The sequence below is a fragment of the Butyrivibrio sp. AE2005 genome (genome assembly GCF_000686965.1).
In the GTDB taxonomy this organism is placed as follows: Bacteria; Bacillota; Clostridia; order Lachnospirales; family Lachnospiraceae; genus Butyrivibrio; species Butyrivibrio hungatei_A.
On the sequence record NZ_KK366043.1, the window covers coordinates 79,924 to 104,303 of the forward strand.

Genomic DNA, 24,380 nt, shown 5'->3' on the forward strand with positions numbered 1-24,380 from the left:
AATGGAAGCATATTTGGATAACTCGGCTACAACAAGGGCGTTTGATGAAGTTGCGGATCTTGTAGCCAAGGTAATGAAAGAAGAATACGGAAATCCCTCAAGTGTCCATCACATGGGACTTGTTTCGGGAGAGAGACTTGCTCAGGCGAGGGAAACTATTGCGGCAACGCTTAAAGTTGACAGCAATGAGATAGTTTTTACATCAGGCGGAACAGAGTCTGATAACTTTGCGATAATAGGTGCCGCGAGAGCCAATAAATGGCGCGGAAAGCACATCATCACAACATCAATCGAGCATCCTGCGGTACTTGTAACAATGGAGTACCTTCAGAAAGAGGGATTTGAGATAACTTATCTTCCTGTAGATCACGAAGGAAAGGTAAGCCTTGATGATCTTAAGGCTGCAATAAGGGAAGACACAATTCTTGTGTCTATGATGTTTGTAAATAACGAGATCGGAACGATTGAACCGGTTGCGGAAGCGGGAGAGCTTATTAAAGCTATAAACAAAGATATTGTTTTTCATGTTGATGCGGTTCAGGCATATGGAAAGGTTCAGATTCGTCCCAGAGCAATGAATATAGATCTGATGTCTGTGAGCGGTCACAAGATACACGGACCAAAGGGCGTAGGATTTTTATACATCAAAAAAGGAACCAAGATCGTGCCTATATGCTACGGCGGCGGTCAGCAAAAGGGCATGAGATCGGGAACTGAGAATGTGCCGGGAATTGCAGGACTTGCCCTTGCGGCAAAGATGTGCCATGATGATTTCAAAAATCGAATCGAGAAGTTATATGAACTTAAGAAGTATCTCATAGATTCGCTCAATGAGAGAATCACGGATATAAAGATAAACGGACCTTCCTGTGGAGATGGGGCGCCGCACATTGTGAGCCTTTCAATAAAAGGTCTTGCGGCTGAGACGGTTCTAAATATGCTTAGCAGTAAGAAAATATATGTATCTGCGGGAAGCGCATGCTCATCAAATAATCCGCATGTGTCAGATACACTTGTTGCGGTCGGAGTAGAACGAGAACTTCTTGAATCTACGATAAGAATAAGCATGTCTCTTATGACAACCAAGGAGGAAATTGATTTCTTTCTTGATACACTTTGCTCGCAGGTTGAGAATATGCGAATGTTTTATAGACATTGATGTCCTAAGAAAGAGGAAAAGATATGCAGTATCATGCTTTTGTAATTAAATACGCCGAGATCGGCGTTAAGGGAAAAAACAGATATATCTTTGAGGAAGCTCTCGTTAAGCAGATTAAGAGAGTTCTTTCAAAGTGTGACGGTGAGTTTGAGGTTTCAAGAGTTGCGGGAAGAATGTACATTGAGGCCAAGGACTTTGATTTCGATGAGACAGTCGGACAGCTTAAGACTGTATTTGGTGTTACGGGAATCTGTCCGGCGGTTTCGATTGAAAGAGACGGCGAGAACAATCTTCCTGATGTCGACGGAGTTGCGAAGGCTGTAATAGATTTTGTCGACGGAGTTTATCCTGTAAAAAACAAGACATTTAAAGTTAAAGTAAGAAGAGTTGATAAGAGTTATCCCATGGACTCTATGGAACTTGCCGCAGAACTCGGTGCAAGAATCCTTGATGCGTACAGCGAGATGAAGGTTGACGTGCATAATCCCGATATTCTTATCAATGTAGAGCTCAGAGAGAAGCTCAACATCTTTTCTGAAGTTATCCCGGGACCAGGAGGAATGCCGATTGGAACCGCAGGAAAGGCAATGCTTCTTTTGTCGGGAGGAATTGACTCACCTGTAGCAGGATATATGATCGCAAAAAGAGGTGTTGATATTGAGGCTGTTTATTTCAACGCTCCTCCTTATACAAGTGAGAAGGCTAAGCAGAAAGTTATCGATCTTGCAGGCGTTATCGCAAAGTACACAGGCAGAGTAAAGCTTCATGTCATCAACTTTACAGATATACAGATGTATATTTACAAGCAGTGTCCTCATGATGAACTTACTATTATCATGAGAAGATATATGATGAGAATCGCCGATACACTTGCTCAGAACTCAGGATGCATGGGACTTGTAACAGGTGAGAGTATAGGACAGGTTGCTTCACAGACTATGCAGAGTCTTATGTGCACGGGAGAAGTTGTTACCGATATTCCTGTTTACAGACCTCTTATTGCTTTTGATAAGCAGGATATTGTGGATATCTCATACAAGATTGACGCTTATGAGACATCTATTCTTCCATACGAGGATTGCTGCACGATCTTTGTTGCTAAGCATCCCGTTACAAAGCCAAGGGCAGATATTATCAGAAAACATGAAGAGAATCTCAGTGAAAAGATTGATGAACTCGTGAAGACTGCGCTTGAGACAGATGAAGTTATTGTGATTGAGAAGTAAGTGCTCTGCGCAAAAAAAGGTCATCCCATAAGGGATGACCTGAATAATCTTTTTTGGGGATCTGATGTTTTTTATCAGATCAAATAAGGTTTTAAGATATCGAGAACTTCGTCTGCACCGTCCTCAGCGTGGATATTAAGGTCGATCGGCTTAGAAAGGTCGAGTGAAAAAATACCCATAATAGACTTAGCATCGATAACATATCTTCCCGAAACGAGATCGAAGTCATAATCAAACTTTGTGATGTCGTTTACGAAGGATTTTACCTTGTCGATTGAATTAAGTGAAATCTTAACGGTCTTCATTGCGCAAATACCTCCTTCTTTTCTTTATAGTAAACGTAGAAAGTGTAAAAGTCAATGCAAAAAAACATCAGAAACCTAAAGATTGCATTGCATAATCTTGGGTGTAAAGTAAATAACTATGAAATGGATGTTATGGCCCAGAAAATCAAGGAAGCGGGCGGCATAATCGTGCCTTTTGGAGAGAAGGCTGACATCTATATTATCAATACATGTACGGTCACAAATATCGCCGACAGAAAGTCCAGACAGATGCTTCATAAGGCAAAAAAAGAGAACCCCGATTCTGTTGTCGTGGCGGTCGGATGTTATGTTGAGACAGGTATTGAAGGTGTCAAAAAAGATGAATGCATAGACCTTGCGGTCGGTAATAACAAGAAGTCAGAGATAGTCGAGATCCTTGATGAATTTTTGGAGATCAAGAACGAGACTGATGACAAGACTCTTGGCGGAACATCCATAATAGATATAAATAAAACTTCCGAATATGAAGACATGACTCTAAACGAACTTCCCGGAAGAACAAGGGCGTATATCAAGATTCAGGACGGATGCAATCAGTTCTGTACTTACTGCGTTATCCCATATGCGAGAGGCAGAATACGCAGCAGAGATATGGAAGAGATTCTTTCCGAGATAAAGGGACTTGTACAGAAGGGCTGCAAAGAAGTGGTTCTTACCGGAATCCACATAAGTTCATACGGAGTTGATAAAGGACAATCGGCTGTAATAGATCTTGTGGAAAAGATAAATGACATCGAAGGTCTTGAGAGAGTAAGATTAAGCTCTTTGGAACCGAGGATCATAACAAAAGAAAATGCCAAAAGACTTGGTGCACTTGATAAGCTCTGTCCTCATTTCCATCTTTCGCTTCAGAGCGGATCTGATTCTGTTCTTAAGAGAATGAACAGGCATTATACGGCAGCAGATTTTAAGAACGGAGTGGAGTATCTTCGAGAAGTTTTCGGGGATCCTGCGATAACAACCGATATTATTGTCGGCTTTCCGGGCGAGACAGAGGAAGAATTTGAAGAGTGCAGAAAATTTGTGGAAGACATTAACTTCTACGAAATACATGTCTTTAAGTATTCGCCGAGAAAAGGCACGGTTGCTGCCGGAATGAAGGAACAGCTCACTGACAGGCAGAAGAGTGAGAGAAGTGATGTACTTCTGGATCTTACAAAAGCACAGTCAAAGAGCTACCGAGAAGGGTTCATTGGCAAAGAACTTTCGGTTCTCTGGGAAGATACCGAAGAGATAAATAAGATTACATATGTTATCGGTCATACTGACAGGTATGTCAGAGTTGCGGTTCCCGAGAGCGAAGCAAACGCTTATGGTGCGATAAGCGGTGAGATTTCCAAGGTGATTCCGAGAAGATTTCTGAATACCGATACATTGCTTATTTGAATACAGTAGTGTAATATTAAGATATATAGTGAAATATCAGAATTTAAGCGGCCGGTTTATGGCAGCTTCAAAATATAAAATTTTTTATGATGAATGGAGATAAAAATATGGCAGAACAGAATTTGGGTAACACTCAGTTTTTTAAAGTCGAAGCTGATCCTGATACGGGTGTTAAAAAAGTTCTTTCGGTTGTTTATGATGCCCTGCTTGAGAAAGGATACAATCCGGTTAATCAGATCGTAGGTTACATTATGTCAGGCGATCCGACTTATATCACAAGCCATAAGGGAGCAAGAAGCCTTATTATGAAGGTTGAGCGTGATGAACTTGTGGAAGAGATGCTTACAGAGTATATCAAGAGCAACGAGTGGGCAAGAAAATAATAAGAGAGTAGTATCAATGCGAATAATGGGTCTTGATTACGGATCTCGAACTGTAGGGGTGGCTTTGAGTGATGAGCTGCTTCTTACTGCGCAGGGAAAAGAAATAATCCGTAGGAAAGAAGAAAACAAACTTAGAAGAACACTGGCACGCATAGAAGAACTCATAACCACTTACGGCGTAGAGAAGATAGTTTTGGGCCTCCCCGTCAATATGGATATGACGCCTTCTGAGCGTTCGCAGTTGTGCCTTGAATTCAAGGATAGAATAGAAAGACGTACCGATGTCCCCGTGATAATGTGGGATGAAAGACTTACAACAGTAGCAGCCGATGAGATTATGGACGAACTCGGAATAAAAGGTCGTGAAAGAAAAGAGTATGTCGATATGATCGCTGCGCAAGTTATCCTTCAGGATTATCTGGATAACAGAAAAGAATAATGGTGATTAATTTTGGAAAAGATTATATTTAGTCCCGACGGTGGTGAAGCTGTAGAGTTTTATTGCCTCGAGCAGACAGTGATAGGTGCAAAGACTTATTTACTTGTCACAGATGAAGAAGATGGTGACGGAGAGGCGCTGATTTTGCGCGACGACTCCGATATAAAAGATGAAGAAGCGGTTTATGTTATTGTAGACGACGACTTGGAACTGGATGCAGTTGCAGGTGTATTTCGTAAGCTGCTTTCTGAGGATGGCATAGATCTCGATATTTAACGGGCAAAAGGTTAATATCCGGTTCTACGCATCCGCCATAGAAGTGGAGGAATAATTATTGAGCAAGAAAAAAACTGAAAACGAGTCCAAACTGCAGATCATACCTTTGGGTGGTCTTGAGCAGATTGGAATGAATATCACTGCCTTCAGATATGAAGACAGTATTATTGTAGTGGATTGCGGTCTGTCTTTCCCTGATGACGATATGTTGGGAATCGACCTTGTAATCCCCGATGTTACTTTTTTACAGGAGAACATCGATAAGGTGAAGGGCTTTGTGATCACTCACGGCCACGAAGATCACATCGGAGCGCTTCCTTACATTTTGCATGAGCTTAATGTCCCTGTGTATGCGACAAGGCTTACAATGGGAATTATCGAGCACAAGCTCGAGGAGCATAATTTACTTAAGAGCACCAGAAGAAAAGTTGTAAAATTCGGACAGTCTATCAATCTCGGCCAGTTTAGAGTCGAGTTCATCAGAACAAATCATTCTATTGTAGATGCAGCGGCGCTTGCAATCTATTCGCCTGCTGGAACCGTGGTTCATACCGGAGATTTCAAGGTTGATTACACACCCGTCTTTGGAGATCCGATCGATCTTCAGAGATTTGCTGAGATTGGTAAAAAGGGCGTTTTGGCAATCATGTGCGATTCTACAAATGCTGAGAGACCGGGATTTACTGCTTCTGAGAAGACTGTCGGAAGAGCTTTTGACAATCTTTTTGAAGAACATGAGAATTCAAGAATAATTATCGCAACATTCGCATCCAACGTTGACAGAGTTCAGCAGATCATAAATACAGCACACAAGTGCGGAAGAAAAGTTGTTATTGAAGGCCGAAGCATGGTCAGCATCATTGATATTGCCCAGAGACTTGAGTGTCTTCAGATTCCGGATGACACACTTGTCGATATCGATAATATCAAGAACTATCCTGACAACAAGACAGTTATCATTACAACCGGAAGTCAGGGAGAGAGTATGGCTGCCCTCAGCAGAATGGCAAGCGGACAGCACAGAAAGATTTCTATCGGTGCCGGAGATACGGTTATTTTCTCATCTCATCCGATTCCGGGAAATGAGAAGGCTGTAACAAATATAATCAATGAACTTCAGATGAAGGGCGCTGATGTAATTTTCCAGGATGTACATGTTTCCGGACACGCGTGTCAGGAAGATATAAAGCTTATCTATACGCTTGTTAAGCCTAAGTATTCTATCCCTGTTCACGGTGAATACAGGCATCTTATCGCACAGAGAAAGATTGCAAAAGAACTTGGAATACCAAAAGAAAATATCTTCATATTGCATTCAGGTGATATACTTGAACTTGATGAAAATAGTGCTAAAGTAAAAGGAAAGGTTTCTGCGGGAGCAATTCTTGTTGACGGACTTGGAGTCGGAGACGTTGGAAATGTTGTCCTCAGAGACAGACAGCACCTTGCCGAGGATGGTATAGTAATAGTAGTATTCGGACTTGATAAGGCTAGCGGCCAGCTTGTTTCCGGACCGAGTATTGTTTCAAGAGGATTTGTATATGTAAGGGAGTCGGACAAGCTGATCGACGATGCAACGGATCTTGTTTTGGACGAAGTTACCGAAGCTCTTGAAAAGGGAGTGACTGACTGGGGCAAGCTTAAGAATATTGTTAAAGAAGTCCTCAGCGATTACATATGGAAGAAGACAAAGAGAAGACCCATGATAATGCCGATAATCATGGACACAAATTTCTGATACGAACGGGTTATTTGTCGTATCACTTAAGGGGAATAGCTATATGAATTCAAGAAAACTGGGATATGGAATTTTTGATTCCACAACAAAGATTGTTTTTGTAGTTGTAGTAGCGCTTATCATAATTGGAGGCGCAAAGACAGCTTATTACTACGGTTATCATCTTTTTAATCAGACAGCAGTGTATGACGGAGACGGTGACGGAGAAACAGTCAGCGTTACCATTGAAGACGGAGACGATGCCGGCGCTATAGCAGAGAAGCTTGCTGATGCAGGTCTTATAAAAGATAAGAGACTCTTTAAGATGCAGGAGAAGTTTTCTGATTGTAAAGGAAAAGAAAAAGCCGGTACATATGAGCTTAATACTAAGATGACTCCCGAAGATATGCTCAAGACAATGTCAGGCCTTGTACTTAGCGAGGATGGCAAGACATGGGTAGAAGCTACAACCGATTCGTCTTCAGGCGGAAACAAGGCATTGGAGGAAGAGGAAGATCTTGCTCCTGAGGAAGAGGAAGAGCCTGTAGAAACAGAAGGCGAAGATACCGAAGAAAGCGAAGGAGAAGAGAAAGAGAGTGATTGATCAGGATAGGATGACAGCGTTTATCAATTCGCTGGACAGAGGTAACACTCCATTTCTTGATGAACTAGAAAGAGAAGCGAAGGCCGGCGATGTCCCCATTATAAGGAAGGACACGCAGGCACTTCTTAAGTTCCTGATGGCGCAGGCAAGACCCGAGAATATTCTTGAGGTCGGCTGCGCTGTTGGCTTTTCGGCACTTTTGATGGCGGAATATTCGGGTAAAGACACCAAGATAACCACCATAGAGAAATACGAGAAGAGAATTCCCGTAGCAAAAGAGAATTTCAAAAAATACGATTCTGACAATAAAATCACACTTTTGGAGGGTGATGCGACTGAGATCTTAAAAACGCTTTCCCAAGGGTATGATTTTATTTTTATGGATGCGGCTAAAGCGCAATATATAAATTTTTTACCCGAGTGTCTGAGGATACTTAATAAGGGAGGCCTGCTCGTTTCTGATAATGTGCTTCAGGATGGCGATGTTATAGAATCAAGATTTGCTGTTACGAGGAGAGACCGCACCATTCATGCAAGAATGAGAGAGTATCTGTATGAACTGAAACACAATGATGCATTAAACACGGTTATTTTGACAGTTGGCGACGGTATGGCACTGTCTGTAAAGTTGTAAAGGTATGGAGATTAGAATGAAAAAACCGGAATTACTTATTCCCGCAAGCAGTTTGGAAGTACTTAAAACTGCGGTAATATTTGGAGCGGACGCCGTTTATATCGGCGGCGATGCCTTTGGGCTCAGAGCTAAGGCTAAGAATTTCAGCCCCGAGGAGATGAAAGAAGGAATAGAGTTCGCCCATGAGCACGGCGTGAAAGTTCATGTCACCGTGAATATTTTGGCACATAACTACGATCTTGACGGCGTTGACAAATACCTTCATGAGTTAAAAGAACTTAAGCCCGATGCGCTTATAATCGCGGATCCGGGTATATTTATGAAGGCAAGAAAAATCTGTCCCGAGATAGATATTCACGTTTCAACTCAGGCTAACAACACAAACTACGAGACATACAATTTCTGGTATGATCTTGGCGCGAAGAGAGTTGTTGCGGCAAGAGAGCTTTCGCTTAATGAGATAAAAGAGATCAAGGAGAGGATTCCTGAGGATCTTGAGATGGAGTGCTTCATTCACGGGGCTATGTGCATTTCATATTCGGGAAGATGTCTTTTGTCCAACTATTTCACAGGAAGAGATGCCAATCACGGAGCTTGCACGCATCCTTGCAGATGGAAGTATGCCGTTGTTGAGGAAAAAAGACCGGGCGAGTACCTTCCGGTATATGAGAATGACAGAGGTACTTACATCTTTAACTCCAAAGACCTGTGCATGATAGAGCATATACCTGAGCTTGTAAATGCGGGCGTTGACAGTTGCAAGATTGAGGGAAGAATGAAAACCGCTCTATATGTTGCGACTGTTGCAAGAACATACAGAAAAGCAATAGATGATTTCTTTGAATCCGAAGAGAAGTACAGGGAGAACATGCCCTGGTACAAGGAGCAGATTTCTAAGTGCACATACAGACAATTTACGACAGGCTTTTATTTCGGAAAGCCCAGCGATGAGACGCAGATCTATGACGTCAATACATATGTAAATGAGTACATCTACCTTGGAATCGTGAATGAAATCGATAACAGGGGTTATGCTAAGATTGAGCAGAGAAACAAGTTCTCTGTCGGAGATGAGATTGAGATCATGAAGCCTGACGGAACCGATGTAAAAGTTACGGTGAAGGCGATGTACAACGAGGATGGAGAGAGCGTGGAATCCTGCCCTCATCCCAAGCAGGTTTTGTATGTGGAACTTTCTGAGGCTGCGGAGAAATATGACATACTCAGAGTCCCTTCAAAAGAAAATGAGAAAAAATAATAATATTTTGGTAGTAGTTTTTGAAAAGTTGATGTAAACTTTTAAACAGTTAAATTTTGCAGTATAGAAAGGGGCACTGATGAGCAATAGGGTGAACGTAGAAGAGATATTCGGACAGAACGTTTTTACTCTTGCAAAGATGAGAGAAAGACTTCCAAAGAATGTTTACAAAGAGGTTGTTAGCGTTACGGAGCATGGCGGAGAATTATCAAAAGAATCTGCCGATGTTGTCGCAAATGCTATGAAAGAGTGGGCTGTTGAGAACGGAGCAACACATTTTACGCACTGGTTCCAGCCACTTACAGGTATTACAGCCGAGAAACATGATTCATTTGTAGGAAGCGCTGATAAAGACGGAAGGATGCTTACTTCTTTTTCAGGAAAAGAGCTGATAAAGGGTGAGCCTGATGCTTCATCTTTCCCATCAGGTGGACTCAGAGCCACATTTGAGGCAAGAGGATATACAACATGGGATATCACTTCACCTGCATTCCTTAAGGAATCCGGAGCAGGCGTTACACTTTGCATTCCCACTGCCTTTTGCTCATATACAGGAGATGCGCTTGATAAGAAGACTCCACTCCTTAGATCGATGGAGGCAATTAACAAGCAGGCACTCAGAATAGTAAGGCTTTTCGGTAATACTACAGCCACAAAAGTTAATGTATCCGTAGGACCGGAACAGGAATATTTCCTTGTTGACTGGGATAAAGCAATGAAGAGAGAGGATCTTCTTTTCACAGGAAGAACTCTTTTCGGTGCTATGCCTCCCAAGGGACAGGAGATGGAAGATCATTACTTCGGAGTTATCAGAGAAAGAGTCGGTGAGTTCATGAACGATCTCAACGTTGAGCTCTGGAAACTCGGAGTTCCCGATAAAACACAGCACAACGAGGTTGCTCCCGGACAGCATGAACTTGCACCCGTCTATGAGACAGCCAATATCGCTGTAGATCACAATCAGATCATTATGGAGACCATGAAACGTGTTGCTGAGCATCATCACATGAGATGCCTTCTTCACGAGAAGCCTTTTGCCGGTGTTAACGGTTCAGGTAAGCATGATAACTGGTCTCTTTGCACAGATGACGGTGTAAACCTTCTCGATCCCGGTGATACACCCAATAAAAACGTACAGTTCCTTTTTGTACTTGCATGTATCTTAAAGGCTGTTGATACACACGCAGATCTTCTCAGACAGAGCGCTTCAGACGTTGGAAACGACCACAGACTCGGTGCTGACGAGGCTCCTCCGGCTATCATTTCCGTATTCCTCGGAGAGCAGCTTGAGGACGTTGTAAGACAGCTTATTGAGACAGGTGTTGCAAAGTCCAGCAAAAAGGGCGGCAAGCTTAAGACCGGTGTTTCAACACTTCCTCAGTTTGAGAAAGATGCTACAGACAGAAACCGTACATCTCCTTTTGCATTTACAGGAAATAAGTTCGAATTCAGAATGGTTGGATCTTCTGATTCTATGGCAAGTTCCAACACTACACTTAATACAATCGTAGCAGAGACATTCTGTGAAGCTGCCGATATCCTCGAGAAGGCTGAAGATTTCGATATGGCAGTACATGACCTTATCAAGGAATATCTCACAGATCACCAGAGGATCATCTTCAACGGTGACGGATATTCTGACGAGTGGGTAAAAGAAGCTGAGAGACGCGGACTTCCCAATATCAAGTCCACAATTGAAGCTGCAGATACACTCACGACAGAGAAAGCTATCGATCTCTTCAACAGATTCGGCGTTTATACAAAGACAGAGCTTGAATCAAGAAGAGAGATCATATTTGAATCATATGCTAAGACAATCAACATCGAAGCACTTACAATGATCGATATGGCTTCGAAGCAGATCATTCCTGCTGTTATGAAGTATGCCGGAAGAGTTGCGACAGATGTTAATCAGATCAAGGCAGCAGGTGTTGATGCATCTGTTGAAGTTGCCGAGCTCAAGGAAATCCAGGAGCAGCTTGGCAAGATGAAAGATGCTCTCGACAAGCTTAAGGCAAGCGAAGAGAAAGCACGCAAGATCAAAGATCAGCGCGAACTTGCTTTCTTCTACAAGGATAAAGTTCTTCCTATCATGGAAGCTCTCAGAACTCCTGCCGATAAGCTCGAGATGCTCGTAGATAAGAAAGACTGGCCTATTCCTACATACGCAGATCTTCTCTTTGAGGGCTGATATTTAGGCTAAACATAATTGCTGGGGGATAACATGAATATAGGTGCTTTTGATATGACAAAAGTAAGGCGTAGCAAGATGATTCCTTGGATTCTGGCTGCATTTTCATTAGGGTTTGCAATTTATTATATTAATTACAACTACTATACCCTTATGAATGGTGATACTTCATCTGAGCTGGTGTTGAGCAAATTGCTTGCGGATGAAGGCGGAATACTGGCGAAAAACTGGTTCTATTCAACAGAACTCCGAGTAATAAATACGCAACTTATATATAAGCTTGTATTCATGTTTATTCCTAATAACTGGAAGGCTGTAAGAATTGCATCTGATATCGTTATGCTGCTTTTACTGGCTGTGTGTTATCAGTTTATGATGAAAGCGCTTGGCTATGAAAGAGAAGGAAAATGGACATTGTGGATGCTATTTCTTCCTTTTGGTGCCAGTTACGGCTATATGATTGTTTATAGCGCTTTTTATATACCTCATATTTGTCTGACTTTTCTTTCGGTTGGTCTTATGTCTGAATTATATAAGGCAACTGAGCGTAGATCTAAGATTATATATTTATCGTCTCTGCTTATTGTTGCACTGCTTGCAGGATTGGGTGGTGCGAGACAGGCACTTATATGCTATATTCCTGCTGTGTTGGTGGGAATGGTTGAATTGGTAAATAATTATCTTATGAATCAAAAAAAGCCTTATAAGCTTTTTTTAATAACCGTTTTGGCTTTTCTGTCATATCTTATGGGAATGGCGGTTAATTATTGCATATTTCGCAGTGTTTACCATTTTAGAGATCAGGTTACGTATCAGTGGAAAGAAATCTCGATTGGGAATTTTTTGCAGACAATCAGTGATTTATTTTCATTGTACGGCTTTTGTTTTAATGATGTTTCCTTTATGGGAATATATGGCGCGGTGAATTTTCTGGCTTTAGGATTTTGCACACTTATTGTCGCTTGTGTGATTATTCTGTTTTCAAAGATAAAGGAATTAGATTTTCTGACTCGTTTTTATCTGTTGTTTACGGCTTTATCTATTGTTTTCTGTGGTTTTGTGTATTCGATATGCATCGACCAATACAGCGTAACATATTGGATCCCTCTAATGACCTTGTTATATCCGATATTGTTTATTACAAAAAGAGTGATTAAGAATGAGCAGGTTTCTAAGGTATTTCCTTTAATAACAGGATATTTGATCGTAACATTCTGCCTGGTTTCAAAGATTACAGTAAAGAATCCGTTTGAATCAAGGTTGCCTTTTGTACCTAATGGTTCTAATTATATGGTTGTAAAAGACATCTGGGATGAGAATATGCCCACTGAGGGATTTGTTCCATTTTGGATTGGGAATAGTGTTACAGAGCTGACTGATGGCAAGGCTGAGGTTTGGATTACGAAAGATACTACTTTTTCAGCTCTAGATGATGCTGATAAGACTGTGGAGCAGTGGCTCCAGGATAAAAGACATTTGAGTGAGCTTCCCAAAGGAAGATTTTTTGTACTGACATATGGCAGAGTGGTTGACGATCCCGAATATCCGGCATATACGCCGTTATTTTTGGATGAATCCCATATGGTATATGCTGATGACGGTATTACAGTATATGTGTTTGAGGATTTTGACGATTACAGGAATACATTAAAAGAAGTTGAAGCCAAAGACGCAGAATGACAGACGCAGTACCTTTTGGGAGAACAAAAGTTGCGAATATATTAAAAGGGCTTGTTGATAAGAATTATGTATCGGTAATTGGGAAGGGACGCGGCACGAAATATAAGAGCTGAAGTGAATTTAAAAAATTTGCTTCAATTTGATAAGAAATTTTCAAAAAGTACTTGCATTTTTATGATACCTCACGTATAATCATTTCTTGTCGGTGGGCTATCGCCAAGCGGTAAGGCAACGGACTCTGACTCCGTCATTACGTAGGTTCGAATCCTACTAGCCCAGCTATATTGATAAAGCGAGATTGGAGACAATCTCGCTTTAATTTTTATATTCAGGTCATACGGAGTATTCTGCATGATATATAATTTGTTACATGTTGTAGAATGTCAAAAAGGTTTGTCTTCCGTGAATACAAGCTGTTTGACGACTATAGAAGGAGAAATGCATGTATACATTCAATTCAAGGATAAGATACAGCGAAATAGACAGAAGCGGAGAGCTTACGCTTGAGTCACTAATAGATTATTTTCAGGATTGCTCCACGTTTCAGACACAGGACGGACCGGCATCAATGGAATATCTTAGGGATAAGGGAATTGTCTGGGTTCTTTCGTCATGGCAGATTGTTGTGAACAGATATCCCAAGCTGTGCGAGGATGTTGTTATCGGAACTGTTCCGTATGAACTCAGAGGTGCTATCGGCTATAGAAATTTCTTCATGGATACAAAGGATGGAGAGAGACTTGCGGTCGCCAATTCAATCTGGACCCTTGTAGACATAGAAAAAGGCTTTCCAAGTAGGATAACAGATGAAATTTTAAAAGCGTATCCGCTTGAGCCTAAACTTGATATGAAGTATGAAGACAGAAAGATTGAGATTTCCGAAGAAGATGAAAGATTCTGGGGAGAAGAGATACAGGTAAAGCAGCACAACCTTGATACCAACAATCACGTAAATAACGGACAGTACGTAAGAATCGCCATGGACTGTCTCCCTAAGCGTGATCTTAAGATTGTTGCCATGCGCGCCGAGTACAAAAAACAGTCAAGGCTTGGAGATGTTCTTTGCCCTGTTGTTATTATGAGTAAAAAAGATGATAATGATAAGTATATAGTAAGTCTTAACGGAGAAGACGGAAAACCTGTATGCGTAGTTGAGCTTATTACTGCTTGATACGGTAATATAAATATATAACATGATAATGCAGAACTGATTACTGCAGATACTAAGAGGACGGAGGAACCTAAATGATCAAACTTGGAGAAAAACAGGAACTTGAAGTAATAAAGAAAGTTGATTTCGGTGTATACCTTGCGGAGGAGAGCGGAAGTGACGAAAAAGTTCTTTTGCCCGGAAAGCAGGTACCTGAAGGATGCGATATAGGAAGCAGATTGGAAGTGTTTATTTACAAGGATTCCGATGACAGACTTATTGCAACGACCAAAACACCTAAGATAATGCTTGGCGACGTTCGTATGCTCAAGGTAAAAGAAACGAGCAAAATCGGAGCGTTTATGGACTGGGGACTTGAAAAGGACGTTCTTTTGCCTTTTAAGGAGCAGACAAGAAAGGTAAAAGCCGGTGAAGAAGTCCTTTGTGCAATGTACATAGATAAGAGTAGCAGACTTTGTGTTACTATGAATGTATATAATTATCTTTTGGATAAGAGTCCTTATTCCAAAGATGATAAGGTTATTGGAACGATTTATGAATTAAGTGACAACTTTGGAGCATTTGTTGCGGTTGACGATATTTATTCGGGACTTATTCCAAAGAAGGAATTATATGGCAATATCGAGATTGGAAGCAGCGTAAATGCCAGAGTTGTATCTGTCAGGGAAGACGGAAGGCTTAACTTAAGCGTTAGAGAAAAAGCATATCTTCAGATGGACGCCGATGCAGAAAAGCTTCTTGATATGCTTGAAAAGGGTGGCGGAAAGATTCCTTTTAACGACAAAGCAGCACCTGAGCTTATTCGTGATAAGACCGGTATGAGTAAGAATGAGTTCAAAAGAGCTGTCGGTAGACTTCTCAAAGAAGGCAAGATTGAGATTAAACCGGATTCAATTGTGAGGAAATAAAATATGGGTATGGATTACAAAAAAGCGAACATTGCGTTCTTTTTCATGGTATTGTCAACGTTCGTGATTATGATTTACATTTCTTTTTGGCAGGCGTTTACTGGAAGGGCGCTTTCACTTCCGGCAAATAACGCTCTTTGTGAGCTGATGATACTCATTCCTGCTGTTTCGGTCATAATGTACAGCGGTGAGGGAATGTGGTCTGTTATACCGTTCAAGAAGGTAAAGATCGGCTCGGCAATATTGTCGGTGCTTTATGTTATTACGTTGTTCCCGCTTGTTGCGTTCGTAAATGCGATATCCATGCTGTTTGTGGATAATGCGGTGGCATCCGTAAGCAATCAGATAATTGAACATCCGGTTGTGTTGATGCTTACTTCAATAGGCTTATTCGGACCGTTTGTTGAAGAGATAGTATTCAGAGGCGTTATCTATCAGAGTTACAGAAGAACAGGCAGAATACTTGCATCAATGATCCTATCGGCTGTTCTCTTTGGAATGATGCATCTTAACTTTAATCAGTTTGCATACGGCGCTGTTATGGGATTTATGTTTTGTCTCATGGTTGAAGCGACAGGTAGCGTCCTACCGTCATTTATAGCACATGCGGTTTTTAACTCCATTGAAGTTATTTCGATATATGTGGGATCGGGTACAGCAGAGGAAATAGAAGATAGCGAGGGCGTAATGTCACAGTTTTTCCCCAATATGTCGGAAGGCGTGTATCTTGTGATCTTGTTGTGTGTACTGTGCGTGGCGGCTGTTATATCTACCGCAATTGCTATTATCATTGTTAATAAGATGGCGGCTATTGAAGGTAGAAAGAGTTATCTCGATAATTTGAAATTCCGTAAGAAGAATCAGGATCCGAACGTCATGAATGTTGCGGGAGAGGTTAAGGTTGAGGAAAAGAAGCAGTCTCTTTTCACTGTTCCTCTTGTAATTGTAATGATCTTATCAATAAGCTTTATGATCTACAGCGCTGTTGCTTTGCAGGGCGTTTGATGTATAAATCCGGGGGAGCCGGTCCGATTGGTGGTTTTCCGGCATAATTCTCAAAAAGAAAAAATAAGAAATAAGAAATAAAAATGCCCGTAGCTTAATGCCGCGGGCAAGTTTTCTGATGGCGTATTTCAAAGACTTATATCGATGTTTGAACCGATATTGGGGTTAACGGAAGTTTCCGATACAGATTCGATACCTGCGATCATATTCTGTCCGGCTGCTTCCATAGTGTCCAGATTTTTGGATAGCATTGCTACGCCTACATCTGTAAGTATGCGATTTTGAGATAAAGCCATCGATAAGGAAGGTATGTCCATATAGCACCTCCTGTTTTTGTGTATAAAACACTTTTTCTTATTTTGTATATCGATAATATTACATCAAAAACTTAGCATTATTTCAAATAATATGATACCAAAAAGGGGATTCTTTTTTGGTAATATTGACGAGCAAAACAAAAAAATGTACAAAAAATGGCATGTAAAAGGTAGATTTTATTGTACATATATATTAAAATGGCTATGTATATTATTCAGCGGCCGAAAGGTTGCGGAAAGAGTGGCAAATGATTTCAAATCAAATTCTCCAAAACACAATTGACGGACTTAAGAACATAGCACACGTTGAGTTATATGTTCTGGACATTGATGGCAAGGAAGTTGCGGCTACATCACAGGAAATTGGTAATGTTGCGGCTGTTGCCAGAGATTTTGTGAAATCTCCGGCAGATTCACAGGAGATACAGGGGTATCAGTATTTTAAGATATATGACGAGCAGCAGCTTGAATATATTCTGATCTGTACGGGAACCGGCGAGAACATCTATATGCTGGGCAAGATGATCGCGTACCAGATCCAGAGTCTGCTTATCGCGTACAAAGAGCGTTTTGACAAGGATAACTTTATCAAGAATCTTTTGCTTGATAACCTTCTTCTTGTTGACATATACAGTAGGGCAAAGAAGCTTCACATTCAGTCGGATGCGAAGAGAATAGCTATGATCGTTGAGACATCAAGCGGAAGAGACAGCAATGCTCTTGAGCTTGCCAGAACTCACTTCGGAAATGCAAATGATTTCGTTACTGAAGTAGACGAGGACAATATCATCATAGTTAAGGATGTGAACGATTACGCTAAGCCGTCGGATATTTCGAAGATTGCGGAAGAGATGATCGCAACTCTTACTAAGGACGGACTTACAGGCGTCAGGATCGCATACGGAACAGTGGTAGGCGAGATCAAAGAGGTAAGTAGATCGTACAAGGAAGCGAAGATGGCACTGGATGTCGGCAAGATCTTCTTTGACGAAAGAAAGGTTATCTGCTACAGCGAACTTGGAATCGGAAGACTTATCTATCAGCTTCCCATTCCGCTATGTAAGATGTTTATCAAAGAAATCTTTGGCGGAAGAAATCCTGATGATTTCGATCAGGAGACACTCACAACCATTGATAAGTTCTTTGAGAACAGCCTTAATGTATCAGAGACTTCAAGACAGCTTTTCATTCACAGAAACACACTCGTGTACAGACTTGATAAGCTGCAGAAGAGTACGGGGCTTGATCTTAGGGTGTTTGACGATGCGATTACATTTAAGATCGCTCTTATGGTTGTCAGATACATGAAATACATGGACAGAATTTCATAATCCTATTTTGAACGATAGGAAGAATCTTTTTTATATAAACACAAATTTCGGGGAGATGCTATGGAAAAAGGATTTAGAAAGACGAAATCGGGTAGGCAGATACCCGAAGGCGAGGTTATTACCCTCGACCATGTGACGAAGTCGTATTCATCGGGTGCACCGGCACTTAACGACGTCACTCTTCACATTAAAAAAGGCGAGTTTGTATTCATCGTAGGAGATAGCGGATCCGGTAAATCTACGCTCATTAAGCTTCTTTTGAGAGAGCTTGTACCTACAAACGGTGAAATTACGGTTTTGGGTTATAACCTGAATAAGATTAAGCACAGTAAGATTCCAAAGTTTAGGCGTAATCTCGGAATAGTGTTCCAGGATTTCAGACTTCTTAAGGATAGAAATGTATACGAAAATGTAGCATTCGCCCAGAGAATTGTCCAGACATCCACAAGGGAAATAAAGAGAAATGTTCCTTCTATACTTGCGACAGTCAATCTTGCGGGTAAGTATAAGAGCAAGATAAATCAGTTGTCCGGAGGAGAGCAGCAGAGAGTTGCTCTCGCAAGAGCGCTTATCAACAAGCCAACGATTCTTTTGGCCGATGAGCCGACCGGAAATCTTGACCCCAATAATTCATGGGAAATAATGAAGCTTATGGAAAAGATCAATGAAAGCGGCACAACTGTTATTGTTGTTACACACAACAGAGAAATAGTAAATGCCATGAAGAAGCGAGTTATAACCATGAAAAAGGGTGTTATCATAGAAGACGAGGAAGAAGGTACATACATCGATGAGGATTAATAGTTTCTTTTATACCATTGGACAGGGATTTAAGAACTTAGGTAGAAATAAATGGTATACCCTTGCTTCTATTGCAACAATAGGCGCATGTCTATTCCTGTTCGGTCTGGTTTTTTCAATAATCAACAACATTCAATATTTTGTTCATACGGCAGAGGAAGGCGTCTCTGTTACTGTTTTCTTTAACGAAGGAGTAAATGAAGATCAGATTCTTGCAGTAAAATCAGATCTTGAGAAACGTCCGGAAGTAAGAGAGATCAATTATATAGATCCCGAAGCTGCATGGGAAGATTTCAAGAAGGATTATATCGGTGAGTATACAGACGGATTTACCGAGAACCCTCTTGCAGATTCCGCCAGCCTTGAGATTTATCTTAATGATGTTTCAATGCAGGCAGCATTGGTTACATACATAGAGAGCCTTGATGTTGTCAGAACAGTCAACAGATCTGAGATCACCGCTGATACACTTAGCGGACTCAACAAGCTTATGGCGTATGTTTCTATGGGAATTATAGTAATTCTCTTGCTTGTTTCGATCTTCCTTATCAGCAATACGGTAACTATGGGTATTGCTGTCAGAAAAGACGAGATAAACATTATGAAATATATCGGAGCGACGGATTTCTTTGTAAGAGCACCTTTCGTGGTAGAGGGCATCATTATCGGAATTATCGGTTCGCTCATACCATTACTGATTCTCTATTATGTATACGGTAGCGCAATTGATTATGTTCACACCCAGTTTGCAATGCTTTCAAATATTTTGCCGTTCCTGCCTGTTGAGAAGATATATAACGAACTCGTTCCCATATCTATGGCAATAGGAATCGGAATAGGCTTTTTGGGTAGCTTTACAACAGTCAGAAAACATTTGCATGTGTGATCAGGTTATTAGAAGGAAGATCAGATAAGTTGAACAGATTACAAAAAGGCACGCTTAAAGGGATATTTCGAGTGCTGGCTTGTTTCATGATCATGGTATTTACTTTTGAAGCCAATGGTATTATAGTGTCGGCAGAGGTCACGGAAGAAAGTATTAAAGCCAAAAAAGATCAGATCAAAAAGCAGAAAGAACAGCGAGATAGCCTGAATACAGCTAAGACCGATCTTGAAAAGTTAAAACAAGGGCTTGAAAAAGATAAGTCGGATCTAAAAAAATATATCTCAGAACTTGATGCTTCCTTGACAGAGATACAGAAGAAGATAGATGCTCTTAACGATACTATCGGGCAAAAAGAGGCTGAGATCAAGAAGACGGGTGAAGACTTAGAAGAGGCGGAACGCACTCAGGAAGCTCAATATGATGCCATGAAGAAGCGAATAAAGTTCATGTATGAGCGTGGAGATAAGCTTTACTTTGAACTTTTTGCGGGCACGGGAAGTTTTTCCGATATGCTCAATAAGGCTGAGTATATTGAGATGATCGCTTCTTATGACAGAAAAAAGCTCAACGAATATGTGGCGACTACTGAGCTTATAGCGCTCAATAAACAGGCTCTTGAGGAAGAAAAAGAAACTCTCGATCTGGCAAAGTCAAATAAAGAGGAAGAAGAAGGCAAAATGCAAACTCTTATTGACGCCAAGGGAGTTGAGCTCAATAATGTATCGACGGATATTAAGAGCAAAGAGGCTGCTATCGCTGAGTATGAGGCGGAGATAAAGGCTGAGAACGCAACGATTGCTGCTCTTGAAAAAGAGGTAGCTGCGGATGAGGCCGCATTAAACAGCAGACATAAATACGACGGCGGAATGTTTACATTTCCTTGTCCGAATTATTCCAGAGTATCCGATGAATTTGGAATGAGAATCCATCCAACACTTGGAATACAAAAGATGCATAATGGTGTGGATTTTGCAGCACCTGCAGGATCGGCCATTTTGGCGGCCTATGCCGGAACGGTGGTTGCCGCCGACTACAACGGGACAATGGGTAATTATATAATGATCAATCATGGAGACGGTCTTTATACAATCTACATGCATTGTTCTGCACTATATGTTTCCAAGGGACAGGATGTCACAGCCGGAACCAGGATTGCTGCAGTTGGTTCGACCGGAAGATCGACAGGTAACCATCTTCATTTCGGAGTAAGACTTAACGGAGCGTATGTTAGTCCATGGAATTATCTAAAATAAAAGCGGACAGGAGATAAAGAACATTGGAAAACGAAAATATCGAGAACAATGAGCTGGCCAAAGAGCCGGTAAGTAATGAAACGGAAGCGGATAAGAAGCTTAAAAGAAGGTTTATAAGCGGAATCCTCATCGGAGCACTTTGCGCACTTTTTGTTTTTTCAGCAGGTGCTATCATGTTTATTTTGACAACGGGAGTTCGTTCCGGTGGTCAGAACGAAAACGGAGTTCTTAACAGTGAAACGATCAAAAAGGTTAAGATGCTTGAGAATCTCGTTGATACCAATTACTATAAGGACGATGTGGATAAGGCTACTGAAGCCGAGGGAATATACAAGGGTCTTATAGAATCTTTGGGAGATCCCTATTCTGTTTATTACACGGCGGACGAACTTGAAGAGCTCAAGGCTGTGACTAAGGGCGTTTATTACGGAATCGGCGCATATGTCGGAATGGATCAGGAAAAAAATGTGCCTGTAATAACGGGTGTTATGGAAGGAAGCCCTGCTGCTGACGCAGGTCTCATGGAAGGCGATATCATCGCTGAAGTCGACAAAGAAAGTATACAGGGGCTTACCCTTGATGAAGTTGTTGCCAAGATTAAGGGCGAAAAAGGAACTTCCGTACATCTCACTTTGGTAAGAGACGGATCTGTTGAGAATGTTGAAGTCGATGTTATTAGAAATGAGATACAGGTTCCGACAGTTACGACCGAACTTCTTAAAGACGGAATCGGATATCTTAAGATCTCAGAGTTTGATGAGATCACAACAGATCAGTTCACTGAGGGACTTGCAGAGCTTCGTGCAAGCGGTATCAAGGGACTTATGATCGACCTTAGAAGTAATCCCGGAGGAAACCTCGTTACTGTTTGCGATATAGCAAGACAGCTCCTTCCTAAGGGCAATATCGTATATACTGTGGACAGAGAAGGTCATCAGCAGAATTATACCTGCGACGGAACACGTCAGATAGACATTCCGGTTGTTGTTCTCATTAACCAGTACTCAGCAAGTGCTTCAGAAATACTTGCAGGTGCAATTAAGGATTACGGAATCGGTAAGCTTGTAGGTGTTAAGTCTTTCGGAAAAGGAATCGTTCAGAGTGTATTCGATCTTAATGACGGAACTGCCGTTAAACTTACTGTAAGTGATTACTATACTCCCAACGGCTACAACATCCATGGAATAGGAATCGAACCGGATGTTGAGGTTGAACTTGATATTGAGAAGGCTCAGAGAGACAAGATTGACAATCAGAAAGAGAAGGCAATCGAAGTCATGAAGGAGCTTATTGACAAATAAAAAAATAAATAGTATTATCTGAACCTGTGCTGAATCTTTGGCACAGGTTTTTATTTTCTTACTCATTTCGAGTAGTATTTCCATTTTTGAAAGCAGGGAAGTTATGAAAGTCAAAGCGTGTATTTACACCGATGCGGGTAGAAACCGTAAGGTAAACCAGGATTCTGTGCTGGTGAAAGTTGCAAATTCAGAGAAACTTGGAAGAATCTCTTTTGCCGCGGTATGTGACGGAATGGGAGGTCTGCCGAAGGGGGAGGTTGCAAGCTGTAAAGTGGTCAGGTCGCTTGAAAACTGGTTCCATGAGGAGTTGTCTCTTATGCAGGACCTTGAGGCGGACAGACTGTGGGATGTGATAGAAGTATCGTGGCGAAGACTTATTGCAAGGATTGGTGGAGAATTAAGAAGATATGCGAAGCACAGGAAGATCAACCTTGGAACGACGCTGACAGCTCTTTTGCAGATAGGTGACAGATACATGATCATGAATATCGGAGATTCCAGAATATATGCTGTTTCAAAGGGGGATGTAATAAAGCTTACGAAAGACCACAGCGTTTTGCAGAAAAAACTGGATGAAGGGAAAATTACGGAGAAAGAAGCGTTAAATGACAGGGAAAAGAGCGTGCTCCTAAGATGTCTTGGTTCAATGAAAACTCCCGAACCCGATATAACACGAGGAACTTTTAAAAATGATTCTACCGTGATAGCGTGTTCGGACGGATTCTGGAGAACAATGGAAAAGAGTGAGCTTTACAGTATGCTTTGCCCGCAGATGTGCGTTACATCGGAGGATATGCTGGATGCATGTAAAAAGCTTGTAAAGACAGCATACGACAGAAATGAAACGGACAATATATCTGTTGCGGCGCTTTGTATGGAGCTTGGTGCATGAAAGATATAAAAAGATACAGGATAATAAAGAAAATCGGAGAGGGCGGAACAAGCGCAGTCTTTGCGGCACGTGATATGCGTACCGGCAAAAAGGTGACGGTAAAAGCTCTTAAGAAGGAGAGTTTCAAGGCAAAGTCGTCTTTGGAAGATGAGGCGTTAATGTTAAAGAGGTTCAATTATCCGGGAATACAGAAACTTGTAGATTATGAAGAAGGATTTATGGTCATGCAGTATATCTCGGGAAACAGCCTTTCGGAGAAACTTCGGATGAACGGAGTTTTTTCCGAGAAAGAGACCGTTGGAATCGCTATTGAGCTTATCAGGATACTTAAGTATCTTCACGGATTGCGGGAACCAGTAATATACAGGGACCTTAAGCCTGCGAATATCATTATCGGCAAGGACGGAAAGGTGCATCTGATAGATTTCGGAGCGGCGAGGATCTATAGAAAAGGCGAAAAGTCCGACACATCTTATCTTGGAACCGTGGGATTTGCGGCGCCCGAACAGTACGGGACTCTGGGCCAAACAGATCCAAAAACGGATATATATTGCTTTGGGATGACTCTTTTGCAGATGACAACGGGGATAGATATCAAGAACGAAGCGGCACTTGAAAACTTTAAGTTAAACGGAGCGCCGGGACTTTCAGGCGATTTCGTGAAGATAATAAATAAATGCATAAAGCCCGGGCGCGATGACAGGTTCAGATCCTGCGGAGAGATAGAGAAAGCTCTTTTGGACAGTATTGTGAAAAGAAAACGTGACATTGTTGTCAGATATATAAAGAGAGGCGTCGCAGTAGCGGTCGTTGCTGCGACAATGTCGGGAGTAATCTTGTACGCGGAACCTGTCATGAATTACGTTGAGAGTGATGCAAAAGAGCGCGTGCCCGCATTTAAGGGGCGATTATATAATGCAAAAGAGAGAATAGCTGAATTTATTGATAAAGAATTTTTTCAGGAGGGGAAATGATTATTTTTTTATACACATTCGGAGTGATCTTTATAGGAATCATGATGATACTGGGACTTGCAAGTCTGCTTACGAAAGGCGGCGCAAAGCCTGAAATACCTGAGGGAGATGCGACTGCCGCAATGTGCACGACGCAGCTCCTGGATCATATCGATACAAAGAGGAATACTTTTTGCGATGATTTCGTGATTGAACAGGATATGGTCTATACATATGATTCGTTTAATCTTTGATTGTAATATGATAAAATATCCTATGTTGG

The 24,380-nt window shown here is 41.4% G+C and carries 25 protein-coding genes and 1 tRNA gene; 24 read left to right on the forward strand and 2 right to left on the reverse strand.

Features of this window, described 5'->3' with window-relative positions:
* Position 1 precedes the first annotated feature (1 nt).
* The gene (locus DL92_RS0116180; RefSeq protein WP_026668301.1) at positions 2-1,159 is read left to right on the forward strand and encodes a cysteine desulfurase family protein; all 1,158 of its coding nucleotides are present in this window, start codon (positions 2-4) and stop codon (positions 1,157-1,159) included.
* Positions 1,160-1,182: 23 nt separating this feature from the next.
* The gene (gene thiI, locus DL92_RS0116185; RefSeq protein WP_026656570.1) at positions 1,183-2,385 is read left to right on the forward strand and encodes a tRNA uracil 4-sulfurtransferase ThiI; all 1,203 of its coding nucleotides are present in this window, start codon (positions 1,183-1,185) and stop codon (positions 2,383-2,385) included.
* Positions 2,386-2,459: 74 nt separating this feature from the next.
* Here the strand turns inward: thiI and DL92_RS0116190 are convergent, their stop codons facing one another.
* Entirely contained in the window at positions 2,460-2,690 is a 231-nt protein-coding gene (locus DL92_RS0116190; RefSeq protein ID WP_026656571.1) for an HPr family phosphocarrier protein, read from the reverse strand.
* A gap of 54 nt (positions 2,691-2,744) precedes the next feature.
* Between DL92_RS0116190 and mtaB the strand changes: the two genes are divergently transcribed.
* The 14 genes from mtaB to DL92_RS0116265 all read left to right on the forward strand — a co-directional run bounded on the left by mtaB (position 2,745) and on the right by DL92_RS0116265 (position 16,363).
* Positions 2,745-4,097, forward strand: a complete 1,353-nt coding sequence (mtaB, locus tag DL92_RS0116195; RefSeq protein ID WP_026656572.1) for a tRNA (N(6)-L-threonylcarbamoyladenosine(37)-C(2))-methylthiotransferase MtaB — start codon at positions 2,745-2,747, stop codon at positions 4,095-4,097.
* 107 nt (positions 4,098-4,204) lie between these two features.
* Positions 4,205-4,480, forward strand: coding sequence for an IreB family regulatory phosphoprotein (locus DL92_RS0116200; RefSeq protein WP_026668302.1), 276 nt, complete (start codon positions 4,205-4,207; stop codon positions 4,478-4,480).
* 16 nt (positions 4,481-4,496) lie between these two features.
* Positions 4,497-4,919 (forward strand): Holliday junction resolvase RuvX, encoded by a 423-nt coding sequence (gene ruvX / locus DL92_RS0116205; RefSeq protein WP_026656575.1) that lies wholly within the window; start codon positions 4,497-4,499, stop codon positions 4,917-4,919.
* Positions 4,920-4,931: 12 nt separating this feature from the next.
* On the forward strand, positions 4,932-5,195 hold the full coding sequence (locus tag DL92_RS0116210; protein ID WP_026514412.1) for a DUF1292 domain-containing protein: 264 nt from the start codon (positions 4,932-4,934) through the stop codon (positions 5,193-5,195).
* Between the two features lie 58 nt (positions 5,196-5,253).
* Entirely contained in the window at positions 5,254-6,933 is a 1,680-nt protein-coding gene (locus DL92_RS0116215; RefSeq protein ID WP_026656576.1) for a ribonuclease J, read from the forward strand.
* Positions 6,934-6,976: 43 nt separating this feature from the next.
* Complete coding sequence (locus DL92_RS20530) at positions 6,977-7,516, forward strand: endolytic transglycosylase MltG (protein WP_051199176.1); 540 nt, start codon at positions 6,977-6,979, stop codon at positions 7,514-7,516.
* On the forward strand, positions 7,509-8,150 hold the full coding sequence (locus tag DL92_RS0116225; protein ID WP_026668303.1) for an O-methyltransferase: 642 nt from the start codon (positions 7,509-7,511) through the stop codon (positions 8,148-8,150). The genes DL92_RS20530 and DL92_RS0116225 overlap by 8 nt, the downstream gene beginning before the upstream one ends.
* A gap of 16 nt (positions 8,151-8,166) precedes the next feature.
* Entirely contained in the window at positions 8,167-9,408 is a 1,242-nt protein-coding gene (locus DL92_RS0116230) for a peptidase U32 family protein (protein WP_026656578.1), read from the forward strand.
* A 79-nt stretch (positions 9,409-9,487) separates the two neighbouring features.
* A complete protein-coding gene (locus tag DL92_RS0116235; protein ID WP_026668304.1) occupies positions 9,488-11,599 on the forward strand; it encodes a glutamine synthetase III family protein in 2,112 nt (703 codons plus the stop codon).
* 33 nt (positions 11,600-11,632) lie between these two features.
* Positions 11,633-13,279, forward strand: coding sequence for a hypothetical protein (locus DL92_RS0116240; protein WP_026656581.1), 1,647 nt, complete (start codon positions 11,633-11,635; stop codon positions 13,277-13,279).
* A 206-nt stretch (positions 13,280-13,485) separates the two neighbouring features.
* Positions 13,486-13,558: transfer RNA gene (locus tag DL92_RS0116250), tRNA-Gln, on the forward strand.
* Between the two features lie 163 nt (positions 13,559-13,721).
* Positions 13,722-14,450, forward strand: a complete 729-nt coding sequence (locus DL92_RS0116255) for an acyl-[acyl-carrier-protein] thioesterase (RefSeq protein ID WP_026656582.1) — start codon at positions 13,722-13,724, stop codon at positions 14,448-14,450.
* Between the two features lie 74 nt (positions 14,451-14,524).
* Entirely contained in the window at positions 14,525-15,358 is an 834-nt protein-coding gene (locus DL92_RS0116260; protein WP_026668305.1) for a CvfB family protein, read from the forward strand.
* Positions 15,359-15,361: 3 nt separating this feature from the next.
* The gene (locus tag DL92_RS0116265; RefSeq protein WP_026668306.1) at positions 15,362-16,363 is read left to right on the forward strand and encodes a CPBP family intramembrane glutamic endopeptidase; all 1,002 of its coding nucleotides are present in this window, start codon (positions 15,362-15,364) and stop codon (positions 16,361-16,363) included.
* Positions 16,364-16,491: 128 nt separating this feature from the next.
* On the opposite strand, the gene DL92_RS0116270 is transcribed toward DL92_RS0116265, so the two are convergent.
* Positions 16,492-16,680: a YjfB family protein gene (locus tag DL92_RS0116270; RefSeq protein WP_026656585.1), complete on the reverse strand. Its 189-nt coding sequence runs from the start codon at positions 16,678-16,680 to the stop codon at positions 16,492-16,494.
* A 248-nt stretch (positions 16,681-16,928) separates the two neighbouring features.
* Here DL92_RS0116270 and DL92_RS0116275 point away from each other — a divergent pair, with 248 nt between their 5' ends.
* From DL92_RS0116275 to DL92_RS0116310, 8 genes are all read left to right on the forward strand, one after another.
* The gene (locus DL92_RS0116275) at positions 16,929-18,011 is read left to right on the forward strand and encodes a PucR family transcriptional regulator (protein WP_026656586.1); all 1,083 of its coding nucleotides are present in this window, start codon (positions 16,929-16,931) and stop codon (positions 18,009-18,011) included.
* 60 nt (positions 18,012-18,071) lie between these two features.
* On the forward strand, positions 18,072-18,812 hold the full coding sequence (gene ftsE, locus DL92_RS0116280; protein WP_051199175.1) for a cell division ATP-binding protein FtsE: 741 nt from the start codon (positions 18,072-18,074) through the stop codon (positions 18,810-18,812).
* Complete coding sequence (gene ftsX / locus DL92_RS0116285) at positions 18,802-19,698, forward strand: permease-like cell division protein FtsX (protein ID WP_026656589.1); 897 nt, start codon at positions 18,802-18,804, stop codon at positions 19,696-19,698. Before ftsE ends, ftsX begins: the two co-directional genes overlap by 11 nt.
* A 29-nt stretch (positions 19,699-19,727) precedes the next feature.
* Positions 19,728-20,951: a murein hydrolase activator EnvC family protein gene (locus DL92_RS0116290; RefSeq protein ID WP_242845878.1), complete on the forward strand. Its 1,224-nt coding sequence runs from the start codon at positions 19,728-19,730 to the stop codon at positions 20,949-20,951.
* Positions 20,952-20,974: 23 nt separating this feature from the next.
* Positions 20,975-22,252 carry a S41 family peptidase gene (locus DL92_RS0116295; protein WP_026656590.1) on the forward strand — a complete coding sequence of 426 codons (1,278 nt, stop codon included), beginning with the start codon at positions 20,975-20,977 and terminating at the stop codon, positions 22,250-22,252.
* Between the two features lie 103 nt (positions 22,253-22,355).
* Positions 22,356-23,144, forward strand: a complete 789-nt coding sequence (locus DL92_RS0116300; protein ID WP_026668308.1) for a PP2C family protein-serine/threonine phosphatase — start codon at positions 22,356-22,358, stop codon at positions 23,142-23,144.
* The gene (locus tag DL92_RS0116305; protein WP_026668309.1) at positions 23,141-24,118 is read left to right on the forward strand and encodes a serine/threonine protein kinase; all 978 of its coding nucleotides are present in this window, start codon (positions 23,141-23,143) and stop codon (positions 24,116-24,118) included. The genes DL92_RS0116300 and DL92_RS0116305 overlap by 4 nt, the downstream gene beginning before the upstream one ends.
* A complete protein-coding gene (locus DL92_RS0116310) occupies positions 24,115-24,351 on the forward strand; it encodes a hypothetical protein (RefSeq protein ID WP_026656593.1) in 237 nt (78 codons plus the stop codon). Before DL92_RS0116305 ends, DL92_RS0116310 begins: the two co-directional genes overlap by 4 nt.
* The last annotated feature ends 29 nt before the right edge of the window (positions 24,352-24,380 follow it).

Bases quoted from the DNA above. Each gene is read 5' to 3' on its own strand.
- DL92_RS0116265 (WP_026668306.1), top strand. From the start codon at position 15,362: ATGGGTATGGATTACAAAAAAGCGAACATTGCGTTCTTTTTCATGGTA.
- ftsX (WP_026656589.1), top strand. From the start codon at position 18,802: ATGAGGATTAATAGTTTCTTTTATACCATTGGACAGGGATTTAAGAAC.
- DL92_RS0116240 (WP_026656581.1), top strand. From the start codon at position 11,633: ATGAATATAGGTGCTTTTGATATGACAAAAGTAAGGCGTAGCAAGATG.
- DL92_RS0116180 (WP_026668301.1), top strand. From the start codon at position 2: ATGGAAGCATATTTGGATAACTCGGCTACAACAAGGGCGTTTGATGAA.
- DL92_RS0116235 (WP_026668304.1), top strand. From the start codon at position 9,488: ATGAGCAATAGGGTGAACGTAGAAGAGATATTCGGACAGAACGTTTTT.
- DL92_RS0116310 (WP_026656593.1), top strand. From the start codon at position 24,115: ATGATTATTTTTTTATACACATTCGGAGTGATCTTTATAGGAATCATG.
- DL92_RS0116270 (WP_026656585.1), bottom strand. From the start codon at position 16,680: ATGGACATACCTTCCTTATCGATGGCTTTATCTCAAAATCGCATACTT.
- DL92_RS0116260 (WP_026668305.1), top strand. From the start codon at position 14,525: ATGATCAAACTTGGAGAAAAACAGGAACTTGAAGTAATAAAGAAAGTT.
- ruvX (WP_026656575.1), top strand. From the start codon at position 4,497: ATGCGAATAATGGGTCTTGATTACGGATCTCGAACTGTAGGGGTGGCT.
- thiI (WP_026656570.1), top strand. From the start codon at position 1,183: ATGCAGTATCATGCTTTTGTAATTAAATACGCCGAGATCGGCGTTAAG.
- mtaB (WP_026656572.1), top strand. From the start codon at position 2,745: ATGCAAAAAAACATCAGAAACCTAAAGATTGCATTGCATAATCTTGGG.
- ftsE (WP_051199175.1), top strand. From the start codon at position 18,072: ATGGAAAAAGGATTTAGAAAGACGAAATCGGGTAGGCAGATACCCGAA.
- DL92_RS0116305 (WP_026668309.1), top strand. From the start codon at position 23,141: ATGAAAGATATAAAAAGATACAGGATAATAAAGAAAATCGGAGAGGGC.
- DL92_RS0116230 (WP_026656578.1), top strand. From the start codon at position 8,167: ATGAAAAAACCGGAATTACTTATTCCCGCAAGCAGTTTGGAAGTACTT.
- DL92_RS0116200 (WP_026668302.1), top strand. From the start codon at position 4,205: ATGGCAGAACAGAATTTGGGTAACACTCAGTTTTTTAAAGTCGAAGCT.
- DL92_RS0116300 (WP_026668308.1), top strand. From the start codon at position 22,356: ATGAAAGTCAAAGCGTGTATTTACACCGATGCGGGTAGAAACCGTAAG.
- DL92_RS0116190 (WP_026656571.1), bottom strand. From the start codon at position 2,690: ATGAAGACCGTTAAGATTTCACTTAATTCAATCGACAAGGTAAAATCC.
- DL92_RS20530 (WP_051199176.1), top strand. From the start codon at position 6,977: ATGAATTCAAGAAAACTGGGATATGGAATTTTTGATTCCACAACAAAG.
- DL92_RS0116255 (WP_026656582.1), top strand. From the start codon at position 13,722: ATGTATACATTCAATTCAAGGATAAGATACAGCGAAATAGACAGAAGC.
- DL92_RS0116275 (WP_026656586.1), top strand. From the start codon at position 16,929: ATGATTTCAAATCAAATTCTCCAAAACACAATTGACGGACTTAAGAAC.